The following is a 12858-nucleotide window of genomic DNA, read 5'->3' as shown; positions in this document are numbered from 1 at the left end:
ACATCAGGCCCCAAGCAGATGTCGTTGCCAAAAAAAACCTTGCAGCGAATCAAAACATTTGTTTCGGTTGTTTGATCTAAAGAAACATATGTTTCAACTGGGGCACCTTTGAGTAGCGAACTTCAAGAGCGGGCGCAGCGCCATCAGTCTGACCTAAGCCCGCAACTGGTGCGGGCACTGCGCTATCTGCTGAGCAACGCCGATGAGATAGCGATGTCGTCGATGCGCGCCTTGTCCGTGAAGGCTGAGGTGACGGCCCCGACGATGTTGCGGCTGGTTCGCCGGCTCGGCTACGCCGATTGGAACGAACTCCGTGATGAAATTCAGGCACGGGTTCGGAACCGCGACGAAGGACCGCTGACAGCCAGGGCGCGGAGCCTGGCATCGCGGCCTGGCCACGAGGCCTTGCGACAGATCATCAGCGAGGCGATGGCCATGGATGAACGCAATCTCCAGCGCAGCTGGCATGCCATCATGCCGGAGCAGCTAGAGGTGGCGGTTTCAGCCCTTCGAGCGGCTCGGCGGGTCTGCTTCCTTGGCCGACGCAGCTGCTATCCGGTTGCGTTCTCGATGGCCTATGCGTTCGGCACGATCAGGGACAATGGCCAGCTCATGTCAGATAACGGTGTCGGGCTGTCGACGCCTCTGATCGGCCTGGATCATCGCGACATGTTGGTCTCGGTCGGCTTCGCGCCCTACAGCGCCGAAACGGTCGAGTTGACGCAGCAGGCGGTCAAGGCTGGCGTGGCCGTGCTTGCGATCACCGACAGCCCCATCTCACCTTTGGCAGAGCATGCGGCGCATCTTTTCGTGGCGGCAAACGAGGGGCCTGCGCTCTTCCAGTCAATCATCGCCGCGCAATCTATCTCGCAGGCGCTCATCGCACTGATTGCCGCGGCGGATGGGGCAAAGGCCGTGGCCGCGATAGAGCAAAGAGAGGCGCAGCTTCAGGTCCTTGGCGCCTACCGCTGAAGAACCGCGCGACGACGCCGCAGCACAACGATATAACAGGGAGAAATACATGAGACATATTCTGCGATTGGGGGCGGCATCCATTATCGCCCTTTCCACGGCTGCTGGGGTCTTGGCCCAGGACCTCGCGGACAATCAGGTGGTGCGCATCGGGGTCGGTGTGGACGACATTCGCACCATCGATCCGCATTTCTCTGTCGGCACGGGGGAATGGCCGATCTTCGCCGCTGTCTACGAGGCCATGGTCCGCTTTCCAAAAGGAACCATGGATGCGGCTGAATTGCAGCCCGCGCTGGCCACGGCGTGGGAGGTCGACGAGAGCGGAGAAGTGTGGACCTTCACACTGCGCGAAGGGGTCCAGTGGCACCATGGATACGGGCCTTTCACCGCAGACGACGTCGTCTTCACGCTGGAACGGGTGCGCGACGCTGACAATCCCTCGCCCCATGCCGGTCTTCTCGACCCGGTTCTGTCGGTTGAAGCGGTGGATGATCTGACCGTCCGCATCACGACCGACGGCGTGGTTCCGAATCTTCCCGCCCTGCTCGTCAACAACAACATCGGCTACATCATGTCCCGCGCCGCCGCCGAGGACGGGATCGACGCTCGCACCCATCCGATCGGCACCGGCCCCTTCCAACATGAGGGATATCGCGCCCGCGAAAGCTTTTCGCTGGCGGCAAACCCCGACTACTGGGGCGGCGTGCCGACGGTCGAGCGGCTGGTCGTGCAGTTCATGCCGGACGCCGCAACGCGGGAGCTGGCCCTGATCGCGGGCGAAATCCATGCGAGCGATATTCCCGCCCGTCAGGACGCCGTTGACCGCATGCGCTCGAACGGCATGGAAGTCGATCTGACAGCCCCCGCGAACATGTTCACTCTGCACATGAACATGAGCCTCGATCCGATTTCGGATCCTTCCGTTCGCGAGGCGCTGGCTCTGGGGACCGACCGTGCGGCCTTGGCGAACTTCTTCGGCGCGGATCTTGCCTATGTCGAGAACAGCCCGCTGCCCGCCGGCTATATCGGACATACCGAAGACGTGCGGCAACTGGATTTCGATCCCGACCGCGCGCGCGAACTGCTCGCCGAAGCTGGCCACGGGGACGGGCTGTCCCTGTCGGTGGCGATGAGCAACTCGGACATCTACCTTCCCCCGATGCAGGTGATCCAGGAGATGTGGCGCAATATCGGCGTTGATCTGCAACTGAACGTCGTGGACCATCCGACTTATCACCGTGTCATCCGCGAAAACCAGAACCCGGTCGTGCTATACGGGGCGTTCCGCTATCCGCTGGATGGCACCGTTTACCTGACCCAGTTCTTCCACAGTGAGGCTGCGATTGGTCAACCGGGCGCGATCACCAACTTTTCCCATTTGGGGCAGATCGGACCTTCCGTCGACGAACTGATCGAAGAGGCCCAGTTCGAGCTGGACGAAGAGCGTCAGATCGAGCTCTGGGCGGAGGCGCAGCGGGTCATCATGGACGAGATCGCGGTCGTTCCACTTTACACCCGCAACTATGCGTTGGCGCGCAGCCCGCGCCTCGACCTGGGCTTCGAGACGAAAAGCCGCTCGATCTACGAAGTGACCGAGGACGCGCGCCTGCTGCGCTAAGCCCGCCGGTCCTGCGTCCCGCCATCTGGCGGGGCGCAGCCACGGGCAAAGGAACCGTCATGCTGAACTATGCAATCAAGCGGCTGCTGACCGCGGTCGGGATCATGTGGGCTGTCGTGACCATCGTCTTCTTTGCGATGCGCGTCGTCCCCGCCGATCCGGCGGAAGTCGTTCTGGGCGACTACGCCACCCCTGCCGCGATCGAGGCTTTCCGTGTCCAGATGGGCCTCGATCGGCCATTGGCCGAGCAGTATCTGGGCTTCATGGCAGGCCTTCTTCAGGGCGATCTGGGGCGGTCGCTGGTCACCAATCAGCCGGTCGCCGACCAGATCTTTGCGCTGTTTCCCTATACGCTGACGCTGGCGCTTTCGGCGCTGCTGGTGGGCGCGGCCATCGGGATACCGCTTGGCGTCACCACCGCCATCTACCGCAACACATGGGTCGACTCGGCGGGCAGGCTCTTCGCCTTGCTGGGTTTCTCGATGCCGGCGTTCTATCTGGGCATCGTCCTGCTGCTCGTCTTCTCGCTCGGGCTTGGCTGGTTTCCGGTCATGCATACGATCAACGACGGAACGCTGGCCGAGCATCTGTGGAAGCTGGTCCTGCCGGCCTTCAGCCTGGGAATCATTCAGGCCGCCTACATTACTCGGCTGACGCGCTCCAGCATGCTGGAGGTGATGGGCCAGGACTTCGTCCGCACGGCGCACGCCAAGGGGCTGACGGCAGGCAAGGTCTATTACAAGCATGTTCTGCGCAACATCATGATCCCGGTCATCACGGCAATGGGGCTTTACACCGGCACCGTGCTAGGCGGGGCGATCCTCACCGAAACGGTGTTCAACCGGCCTGGTCTCGGCAAGCTGCTGGTGGGTGCGATCTCGACCCGGGACTACCCGCTGATCCAGTCGGGGCTGATGATGTTCGCCTTCGTGGTCGTGGTCGTGAACGTCCTTGTCGATCTCAGCTATGCGCTTTTCGATCCACGGGTGAAATATGAGTGAACTTGCAACATCCGCAAGCGCCCGGCGGCCCAGGCGCGCCGGCCGCGCCTTCGGCATCCTCGCCCGCGACCGCGGTGCAATGATCGGGCTGGGGATCATCCTGGCGCTGGTGGTCGTGGCGGTTTTCGCGCCGGTGATCGCGCCCTATGACCCCAAGGCCCAAAGTCTGCTGAACACCCTCCGGCCGCCAAGCACCGTGCACTGGCTGGGCACCGACGATTATGGCCGCGATGTCCTCAGCCGCCTGATCTGGGGCACGCGGCCCGCGCTGACCGTCGGCGTGGTGGCGGTTCTGTTCGCCATGGCAATCGGCATTCCCATCGGCATTATGGCCGGTTTCTGGATGGGGTGGTTCGACCGCGTGACGGGTTGGTGCGTCGACATCATGCTGTCCTTCCCCTCGCTGCTGCTGGCGCTGATGATCGTGGCGCTGCTGGGATCGTCGCTGCCCGTCCTGATCGTGGCCATCGGCGCGTCCAGCATCCCGTCCTTCATCAGGCTGGCGCGGTCGATGACGCTGACGGTGAAGAACAACGAGTTCATCTCGGCCAGCCGGTCCTTCGGGGCCAGCGACCTCAGGATCATGGCCCGCCACGTCTTTCCCAACATCATGGGACCGATCATCGTGATGGGCACGCTGGGCATCGCAAGCGCCATCCGCGAAGAGGCCAGCCTCAGCTTTCTGGGCCTTGGCGTGCAGCCGCCCGATGCAAGCTGGGGCAACATCATCCGCGACGGGCTGAGCTATGTTCTGCAGGCGCCGTGGCTGGCGGTCGCCCCCGGGTTGATGCTGACGCTGTCGGTGCTGGCCTTCAACATGCTGGGGGACACGGTGCGCGACATGTTCGATCCGCGTGACCTTGCCTCGACCGCCACCAAGAAAACCAAGACATGAAGGAGCAGCCGATGCGCATCGCCCTTGCCGGCTTCAACCTGGAATCGGTCAGCTTTCTGCCCGGCCTGACCAGCATCGCCGATTTCGAGCATTTCGAGGCCCGCGGGGACGATATTCTGGACCGCTTTCGCGGTACCAACACCGTGATGGGCGGTTTCATCGACGCCTGCGAGGAGGCGGGCTTTGAGATGCTGCCCATCGTCCAGACCGAGGCGGGCGCACGCGGCCCGGCCGAGGAGGCGGCCTTCGAGCATTATGCCGAGATGATCGTGGAGGCGCTCCGCGCCGGGGCCGGGCGTATCGATGGCGTGCTGCTGCACCTGCATGGCGCCTTGACGACGCCCAGCAGGACGGACCCGGACGGCGACCTGACGACGCGGGTGCGGGCGGCGATCGGGCCGGACGTTCCGCTGATCCTGGCGCTCGACTACCATGCAAATCTGGACGGGGCTTCCGTTGCCCCCGCCAATGCGACCTTCGGTTACCATTTCTCGCCGCATATCGACATGGGCGATACGGGACGGCGTGCGGGGCGCTGCATGGCCCGGACCCTCAGGGGGGAAATCCGCCCGGTCACAGCCCTCGTCCGGCCGGGGTTGATGGTGCCGTCGATCCTCAGCGCGACCTCGCTTGAGCCACTCGCCGGGTTCGTGCGACGTTCGATCGAGTTGCCCTCGCAGGTGCCTGGCATCCTGGATGTTTCCGTCTTCGCGGGGTTCTCCTATGCCGACGTGCCCAATTGCGGCTTTTCGGTGGTCGTCGTGACCGATGGCGATGCGGATCTTGCACGCGATCAGGCGCAAGCGCTTTCCGATGCCATCTGGGCTGAGCGGGTCGCGATCTACAAGCCGGGCTTCGCCGTGCCGCTGGGCAAGGGCATCGACCATGCGGTGGCGAGTGCCAGGAACGCGACGCGCCCGGTCGTCATCCTCGAGCATGCCGACCGGATGAATGACAGCACCCATGTCCTGCGTGCGCTGCTTCAGGAGGGCGTCAAGCGCGTCGCGGTTCCTTACCTATGGGATCCGATCACCGCCCGTCAGGCGGTCGAGGCCGGGGCCGGCGCCAGCATGACCTTCCGCATCGGGGGCCACTCCGACCCGCGGGCCGGCGGACCGGTCGAGGTGGAAGCCGAGATCATCTGGGCGGGTCCGAAAACCTATATCGGCACCGGGCCCATGCGTCGTAACAGCCGGATCAATCTTGGTCTTGCCGCGCATCTTCGGGTCGCCGGCATTGACGTCATCGTCACGGAAACGCCTGTCACCTGCATCGACACTGACCCCTTCACCGAGTTTGGATTGAAGCCGGAAGATTTCGGGATCGTCGTCCTGCGCTCGAAGACCCATTTCCGCGCGGTCTGGGAAGACATTTCGGAAGAGATCGTGATCGTCGATACGCCGGACTGGGGGCCGGCCGACCTCACCACGCTTCCGTACCGCAATGTGCCCCGCGCCGACATCTATCCGTTCTGCGAGGCGGGCTGATGTCGCAACCACTTCTTCAGGTCGAGAATCTCACCATCGCCTTTCCGGCGGCGAATGGCGAGCCGGTCACCGTGCTTGACGACGTCTCGTTCCGGATCGACGAGGGCGAGGTGCTTGGCATCGTCGGCGAGTCCGGCTGCGGGAAAAGCCTGACGGCCGCGGCTGTGATGCGTCTTCTGCCGGCATCCGCCCAAGTCCGGTCGGGCAGAATTCTGTGGCGCGGTCAGGATCTGCTGGAAATGTCGACAGCTCAGGTTCGCGCCATCAGGGGCCGAGAGATCGCGATGGTCTTTCAGGAGCCGATGACCAGCCTGAACCCGGTCTTCACCGTCGGTGACCAGATCCGCGAGGCGGTCATGCTGCACGAGGGCCTTGGCCGCCGCGCCGCGACGCGCCGGGCGGTCGAGATGTTGGACGTCGTGGGCATTCCCTCGGCGGCGAAACGGGTGAACGAGTATCCGCATCAGTTGTCGGGCGGCATGCGCCAGCGCGTCATGATTGCCATCGCGTTGTCCTGCAAACCTGCCCTGATCGTCGCAGACGAGCCGACCACGGCGCTGGATGTAACGATCCAGGCCCAGATCCTGGACCTGCTCGGCGAACTCCAACAGCAGATGGGCATGGCGATCATGCTCATCACCCATGATCTGGGGGTCATTGCCGAATTCGCGCATCGGGTGAACGTCATGTATGCGGGTCGCGTAGTAGAACGCGCCGCGACGGATACCCTGTTCGAGTCGCCGGGGCATCCTTACACGCGCGGCCTGCTGGATTCGATCCCGCAGCTCGAGGGTGCGATCCAGCGCCTGCGTGCCATCCCTGGCACCGTCCCTCAGCCCGCAGAATGGCCCGAGGGGTGCAAGTTCCGCGGTCGTTGCGTCTCGGAAGCAGACATCTGCCGTTCTGCGCCCCCAGTGGAGCAGATCGGCCCCGGCCACGCCATCCTGTGCCACCAACCCTGGGAGGCCGCACGATGACCCTTACCCCCCTGCTTCAGGTCCAGAACCTGACGAAGCACTTTCCTTCGGGCGCGCGCCGCCTGCTGGGCGGGCCGCGTCCCGTGGTTCACGCTGTGGATGATGTATCTCTGTCATTGCGGCGTGGTGAAACGCTGGGGCTGGTAGGGGAATCCGGCTGCGGCAAGTCCACAGTGTCCCGCCTGATGGTGCGCCTGCTTGAGCCGACTCGCGGGCGCATCCTCTTCGACGGGCAGGACATCGCAGCCATGCGCGGGGCAGAGCTGCGCCGCATGCGCCGCAACTTCCAGATCGTGTTCCAGGACCCTTACAGCGCCCTCAACGCGCGCTTCAGCGGGCGCGACCTGATCGCCGAGCCGCTGGACATCGCCGGCACCGATCGCCGCACGCGCGAGGCCCGCGTCCGGCAGCTGGTGAGCGAGGTCGGCCTGGCGCCCGCTCATCTGGACCGCTATCCGCACGAGTTCTCCGGTGGCCAGCGCCAGCGGCTCGGCATTGCCCGTGCGCTGGCGCTGAATCCGCGCCTGCTGGTGCTGGACGAGCCGGTGTCGGCGCTGGACGTCTCGGTCCAGGCGCAGATCGTCAACCTGCTGGGTGACCTGCAAGCCGAACATGAGCTGACCTATGTCTTCGTCTCGCACGATCTCAGCGTCGTGCGCCATATCGCGACGCGGGTTGCGGTCATGTATCTTGGGCAGCTTGTCGAGCTTGCCGACAAGGAGACGCTGTTCAGCAACCCCCGCCACCCGTATACCCAGGCCCTGATCTCGGCGGTGCCGCGGCCCCGTCCCGGTGCGCGGCGCCAGCGCATCGTGCTGAAGGGCGACGTCCCCAGCCCCATCTCGCCACCTGCCGGCTGCCGTTTCCACACACGCTGCCCGCGCGCATCGGAACGGTGCCGCAGCGAAGTGCCAAAGCTGCGGATGTGTGGGGCCAACAGTTTTGCGTGTCACCACCCGCTGGAGGCCGCACCATGACCGAACGCTCCGCGATCATCTGCGCCGCGATCAACGGCGCCCGGCGCACGTCCGCCGACCATCCGGCACTGCCTGTCACCCCGGACGGAATTCTCCGCGAGGCGCGGGCTTGCTACAAGGCCGGTGCCGCTATGCTGCACCTGCATGTCCGGGATGGTGACGGTCGGCACAGCCTCGACGGTGGTCTCTACGCCGAGGCGCTTGCCGCGCTCGAGGAACTGGACATGGTGATCCAGATCACCACCGAGGCCGCGGGGCGATACGCCCCCGAAGCGCAGGCGGAATGCCTGGCCCGGCTGACGCCCGCGCAAGCCAGCGTGTCCGTGCGTGAGATCGCGCGCGATGCCGCTGTGGCATCACGGCTCTATCGTGACGCCGCCGCCGCCGGCACAGAGATCCAGCACATTCTCTACGACGATGCCGACCTTCAGCAGCTGACGGCATGGCAAGCTGCCGGCATCGTGCCGTCCGGCCGGCTCAATCTGCTCTTCGTCCTGGGCCGGTATCAGCCGGCCGAATTGGCGCGCGCGCAGGATGTGCCGGGTCGACTGCGTGACAGGCCTGCCGATAGCCTCTGGAGCGTTTGCGCGTTCGGCCAATCCGAAGCCGCTTGTGCCGCGATGGCCTTTGCGCTTGGCGGTCATGTGCGCGTGGGGTTCGAGAACAACCTGCACCTGCCGGATGGTCGCATAGCCCCCGACAATGCCGCCCTTGTCGCCAATGCCGCGGCGCTTGCACACGCGATCGGCGTCAGGCCCGCGACGCCGGCCGAGGCGCGCGCCATCCTATCCCGCAATGCCGATCAGGAGCTTTGAGCCGATGTCCAAGATCTTTCCCCGCAACAGCCGCCAGACCTTGCCGACCGCGGTCGGCGGCGACGGGTGCTATGTGATCGACAGCAGTGGCAAGCGCTATCTCGACGGCTCTGGGGGGGCGGCGGTCTCTTGCCTCGGCCACAGTGACGTCGCGGTCACCGAGGCGGTCAAGCGGCAGATGGACAAGCTGGCCTTCGCGCATACCGGCTTTTTCACTTCCGAGCCCGCCGAGGCGTTGGCCGAACTGTTGATCGCCCATGCGCCGGGCGATCTCGAGCGTGTCTATCTCGTGTCCGGCGGGTCCGAGGCGATGGAGGCCGCGATAAAGCTGGCCCGCCAGTACTTCGTCGAGATCGGTCAGCCCAGCCGCAGCCGGATCATCGCCCGGCAGCAGAGCTATCACGGCAATACCATTGGCGCCTTGTCGGCTGGAGGCAACGAATGGCGCCGCGCACAGTTCGGGCCATTGCTGCTCGATGTCAGTCATATCCCGCCCTGCTACGAATACCGGCTCCGAGAAGATGACGAGACTGCATGGGACTACGGGCAGCGCGCCGCGCAGGCCTTGGAAGACGAGATCCTGGCCTGCGGGCCAGAGACCGTCATTGCCTTTCTCGCCGAGCCGGTGGTGGGCGCGACGGCAGGCGCGGTCCCTGCCGTCGACGGCTACTTCAAGCGTATACGCGAGATCTGCGACCGATACGGCGTTCTGCTGATCCTTGACGAGGTGATGTGCGGTATGGGCCGGACCGGGCGCCTTTATGCTTGCGAGACCGACGAGATTGCACCGGACATCCTCTGCATCGCGAAAGGGTTGGGCGCGGGTTATCAGCCGGTTGGCGCGATGCTCTGCACCGGAAAGATCCACGACGCCATCGCATCAGGCTCCGGGTTCTTCCAGCATGGCCACACATATATGGGTCATCCGGTTGCGGCGGCGGCCGCGCATGCAGTCCTGACTGCGCTGCTTGATCGTGGTTTGGTCGAACGTGCCGCGCTGATGGGTGATGTATTGCAAAACCGGCTTGCCGAAGCTTTCGGGCAGCACCCGCATGTCGGCGACATCCGCGGCCGCGGCCTCTTCCGCGGGATTGAACTGGTCGCGGACCGGAACACCAAGGAACCGTTCGATCCTGCGATGGGTCTCGCGGCCCGTGTGAAGCGAAGGGCCTTTGAAGAGGGCCTGATCTGCTACCCCATGTCCGGAACCATAGACGGCCGGCGCGGCGACCACGTTCTTCTGGCGCCTCCCTTCATCATTTCGGAAAGTGAAATCGACGAACTCGTCCGGAAGCTTTCTATCGCTGTCGAGGGGGCCGTTGGCGCTTGATGAGGCGGGTGTGAGCAAGGGCCCTCTTGTAACCCGCTGTTCCGGAGAAACCATGATCCATCCGTGTCAGGATATTCGTGGCGTCGGCTCCGGCCTGGGGTGCGGGCGCGAAAACAGGGTCATTCCGCGGCCACCGCGAGGGCAGACCGCGACCGCCGCAGGCGCAGCCGGTCGATCTCGCCCGGGCCGGTGAAGAGGAACACGGCAAGCGGTGCCATGGCCCCGCTGGCGATCACGCCGGCCACGGCGGACAGCCATCATCCTCGTGAAGATGCTTTGTCGCTCCAGCGTACTCCTCCGGCGCGTCTCGCCATCGCAACCCATTACGACTGAGGATAATGATCCCGCTCAGGACGCGCGGCCTACCATGGACTTCGGAAAGAAGGGCTTCAGACGCGCCATCCGCGCATCGCGCAGCCAAGAGAGATCAGACACTTCACCGCTCTGGTTTCGGGAGATGAATCATACCCTTCTGCCAAAAATCGATGGGTCCTGAGGACAACGCAACAACGGCGTAGGGCGCGTGTTATTCTTATACGGTCTCGTCGTAGGCACGGCGCGCAGTTTCGATCTTGTCCAGGTTTTCCAGTGCCCAAAGGCCCAAAGCATTCACCGGCTCATGAAACGACCTCCCGGTTTCGGTGAGGGTGTATTCGACCTTCGGCGGAATGGAAGGATGGTAGGTTCGGTGCACGAGGCCGTCGCGCTCCAGCTGTTTCAATGTCAGGCTCAACATGCGCTGCGAGATACCCAAGCTTCGCTTGAGTTCATTGAAGCGAAGCGTCCCGTAACGGGCGAGCGAGAAGACAACAAGAAAGCTCCAACGATCGCCAACACGCGACAGAACCTCATTGATGCGTTTGCAGTCGGGACATTGGATGTTGTCTGGCATGGGGTTCCCTGTCTGAAACCGGGTTTCAGGAATGTGCCTTCTTGTCGCGGTTGCTGGTTCTCAATAAATAGTCAGTTACGAAAGTATACCGCCCATTGAGGGCGCCTGCAATGGGAACAGAAACATGACAACGAAGACCCTGAACGATCATCTGAACTGGCGGTATGCCACCAAGAAAATGGATCCGGCCAGAACAGTACCGCAGGAAAGAGTCGATGCCATCGTCGAGGCAATCCGCATGACCCCCACGTCCAGTGGCACACAGCCGTTCGAGCTGATCGTGGTGACGAATGCGCAGGTCCGCGCCCGGATCGCCGAGGCCGCAGGTGGGCAGGCACAGATCACCGATGGTTCGCATCTTCTGGTTTTCGCTGCCTGGGACAACTACACAGCTGACAGGATCGACGAGGTTGTAAAGCTGAACGTCGATGCCCGTGGCGACCTGCCCCTGCTGCATGCGTATTACGACAATCTGAAAGCCAGCTATCTACCTCGCGACGCCGAGATGAATTACGCACATGCCGCGCGGCAGGCCTATATCGCGTTGGGTGTCGCATTGGTGGCGGCAGCCGAACAGGAAGTCGACAGCACGCCGATGGAAGGGTTTGATCCCGAAGCCGTTGATGCAATCCTTGGATTGAAGGAACGTGGCTTGCGCTCTGTCGTGCTGATGCCTTTGGGCTACCGCGACGCAGAAGCTGACTGGCTCTTGCCGATGGACAAGGTGCGGAAATCCCGTGCGACTCTGGTCACAGAGGTCGTTTAACCGGCCGGTGAAATAGTTGTACCTCGGCAACGGGTCGAGAGCATGATGCATCCTCCGCACGACAAAGGCGGGGGATGATAACAAGCGGCAAGGACGAGGAGATCGGGCCGCTGTTCAGCTATGTTGATCGGGACAGGCGCGTTCGGGCAAAGCATTCGTTGCGCAGACCCGTGTTTTGGCCGGAACTGGGATCACGCCGTCAGACCCGGATCAGCCGCGCCAGTGCCTCAGGATCGCAGTTGCCGCTGATGCGCATCCGGCGACCGCCACCGAGATGCAGACATCGGCGGCATGCGGGGCGGGCGCATCGTTGATCCGCGGGTACTCTGAGAAGGTTGAAGCTCGTCTGGGCGAATTTCAATCTGGAGATGAAATTCTGAATGAAATAGAAAGGATCAAGGACGAGCTGCGCCCAATCGTCAATGACATCTCTGATGCGAAGGCGGGCAGAATCCGGATCGTCTGGCCGAGACACGATCTGGGGATGGAGCCAAAGATGAATTCAGAAAAATACTGGTGGGTGAGAGGCAAAATAGACCACCGGAAGATGGGGCTAAATGTGACCGATCATACACCCAGCTTCAACTTGCATGCATTCTATGAAAATCCAGATTACGTGGAAAAGCTGAAGTCTTGGGGGATAGATTATGAGTGGACCAACGGCAAAGAAGAATACCGCCCCCACTTTCCGTTCGTCACGTCGGGCGTCCTTTGCTGCTCGGCCGGACTGTTCAACAGCCTGCCTCTTGCAGCGGAGCAAACGGTTTCCTTTCGAGTATCTATAGATGGAGAAGAGTATGTCGTGTTCAGGCCCGCTCTGGTGGTCGAAAACCTGGACATGTCGCGTTCAACGTATCGCACTCTCTCTCTGGGATCTCTCACTGACTTCTCCGAAGTTGTTCTGGCGACGCAGCCCGAAGAAAATATGAAAATGTTCGCGCTCAAGCATAAAGCCCAACGCCTTTTCTTGATCATCGTCTGCGATGAGTTTCACCAATTCTACAACGATCGCGGGTTGACCGGGCTGACCTTCAAGGAAGCCTGGCCGTGCGATACGACGACATGATCGTTCCTCCTGCCCGGTTTTGAAGCCGGCATAGTGCCGGCGACCCGGCGCAGGTCCGGCCT

The 12858-nt window shown here is 63.0% G+C and carries 13 protein-coding genes and 1 pseudogene; 11 read left to right on the top strand and 3 right to left on the bottom strand.

The window, feature by feature from the left end; all coding sequences use genetic code 11:
- Nucleotides 1-108 precede the first annotated feature (108 nt).
- Genes ACFSGJ_RS00135 through ACFSGJ_RS00095 form a run of 9 tightly spaced genes read left to right on the top strand, consistent with a single transcriptional unit; the run spans nt 109 to nt 10072 of the window.
- A complete protein-coding gene (locus ACFSGJ_RS00135) occupies nt 109-972 on the top strand; it encodes a MurR/RpiR family transcriptional regulator (protein ID WP_390258394.1) in 864 nt (287 codons plus the stop codon).
- Nucleotides 973-1021: 49 nt separating this feature from the next.
- On the top strand, nt 1022-2590 hold the full coding sequence (locus ACFSGJ_RS00130; RefSeq protein WP_390258392.1) for an ABC transporter substrate-binding protein: 1569 nt from the start codon (nt 1022-1024) through the stop codon (nt 2588-2590).
- Nucleotides 2591-2649: 59 nt separating this feature from the next.
- A complete protein-coding gene (locus ACFSGJ_RS00125; RefSeq protein ID WP_390258390.1) occupies nt 2650-3591 on the top strand; it encodes an ABC transporter permease in 942 nt (313 codons plus the stop codon).
- The gene (locus ACFSGJ_RS00120) at nt 3584-4486 is read left to right on the top strand and encodes an ABC transporter permease (RefSeq protein ID WP_390258388.1); all 903 of its coding nucleotides are present in this window, start codon (nt 3584-3586) and stop codon (nt 4484-4486) included. Before ACFSGJ_RS00125 ends, ACFSGJ_RS00120 begins: the two co-directional genes overlap by 8 nt.
- Before the next feature lie 11 nt (nt 4487-4497).
- Nucleotides 4498-5973: a M81 family metallopeptidase gene (locus ACFSGJ_RS00115; RefSeq protein ID WP_390258386.1), complete on the top strand. Its 1476-nt coding sequence runs from the start codon at nt 4498-4500 to the stop codon at nt 5971-5973.
- On the top strand, nt 5973-6950 hold the full coding sequence (locus ACFSGJ_RS00110; protein ID WP_390258384.1) for an ABC transporter ATP-binding protein: 978 nt from the start codon (nt 5973-5975) through the stop codon (nt 6948-6950). Before ACFSGJ_RS00115 ends, ACFSGJ_RS00110 begins: the two co-directional genes overlap by 1 nt.
- Nucleotides 6947-7927: an ABC transporter ATP-binding protein gene (locus ACFSGJ_RS00105; protein ID WP_390258382.1), complete on the top strand. Its 981-nt coding sequence runs from the start codon at nt 6947-6949 to the stop codon at nt 7925-7927. The genes ACFSGJ_RS00110 and ACFSGJ_RS00105 overlap by 4 nt, the downstream gene beginning before the upstream one ends.
- Complete coding sequence (locus tag ACFSGJ_RS00100; protein ID WP_390258380.1) at nt 7924-8742, top strand: beta-keto acid cleavage family enzyme; 819 nt, start codon at nt 7924-7926, stop codon at nt 8740-8742. Before ACFSGJ_RS00105 ends, ACFSGJ_RS00100 begins: the two co-directional genes overlap by 4 nt.
- Before the next feature lie 4 nt (nt 8743-8746).
- Nucleotides 8747-10072, top strand: a complete 1326-nt coding sequence (locus ACFSGJ_RS00095) for an aspartate aminotransferase family protein (RefSeq protein WP_390258378.1) — start codon at nt 8747-8749, stop codon at nt 10070-10072.
- 119 nt (nt 10073-10191) lie between these two features.
- Here the strand turns inward: ACFSGJ_RS00095 and ACFSGJ_RS00090 are convergent, their stop codons facing one another.
- From ACFSGJ_RS00090 to ACFSGJ_RS00080, 3 genes and pseudogenes are all read right to left on the bottom strand, one after another.
- Nucleotides 10192-10317 (bottom strand): hypothetical protein, encoded by a 126-nt coding sequence (locus ACFSGJ_RS00090; protein WP_390258376.1) that lies wholly within the window; start codon nt 10315-10317, stop codon nt 10192-10194.
- 44 nt (nt 10318-10361) lie between these two features.
- A pseudogene (locus tag ACFSGJ_RS00085) lies at nt 10362-10507 on the bottom strand (IS5/IS1182 family transposase); the annotation flags it as partial.
- A gap of 97 nt (nt 10508-10604) precedes the next feature.
- Nucleotides 10605-10964 (bottom strand): winged helix-turn-helix transcriptional regulator, encoded by a 360-nt coding sequence (locus ACFSGJ_RS00080; protein ID WP_390258374.1) that lies wholly within the window; start codon nt 10962-10964, stop codon nt 10605-10607.
- Between the two features lie 124 nt (nt 10965-11088).
- Between ACFSGJ_RS00080 and ACFSGJ_RS00075 the strand changes: the two genes are divergently transcribed.
- Both ACFSGJ_RS00075 and ACFSGJ_RS00070 read left to right on the top strand, forming a co-directional pair.
- Nucleotides 11089-11730: a nitroreductase family protein gene (locus ACFSGJ_RS00075; protein WP_390258372.1), complete on the top strand. Its 642-nt coding sequence runs from the start codon at nt 11089-11091 to the stop codon at nt 11728-11730.
- A 175-nt stretch (nt 11731-11905) separates the two neighbouring features.
- A complete protein-coding gene (locus tag ACFSGJ_RS00070; RefSeq protein ID WP_390258370.1) occupies nt 11906-12796 on the top strand; it encodes a hypothetical protein in 891 nt (296 codons plus the stop codon).
- Nucleotides 12797-12858 lie beyond the last annotated feature (62 nt).

The organism is Halodurantibacterium flavum (genome assembly GCF_042681825.1).
Lineage (GTDB): Bacteria > Pseudomonadota > Alphaproteobacteria > Rhodobacterales > Rhodobacteraceae > Halodurantibacterium > Halodurantibacterium flavum.
This window is presented reverse-complemented; position numbering and strand designations above follow the sequence as displayed.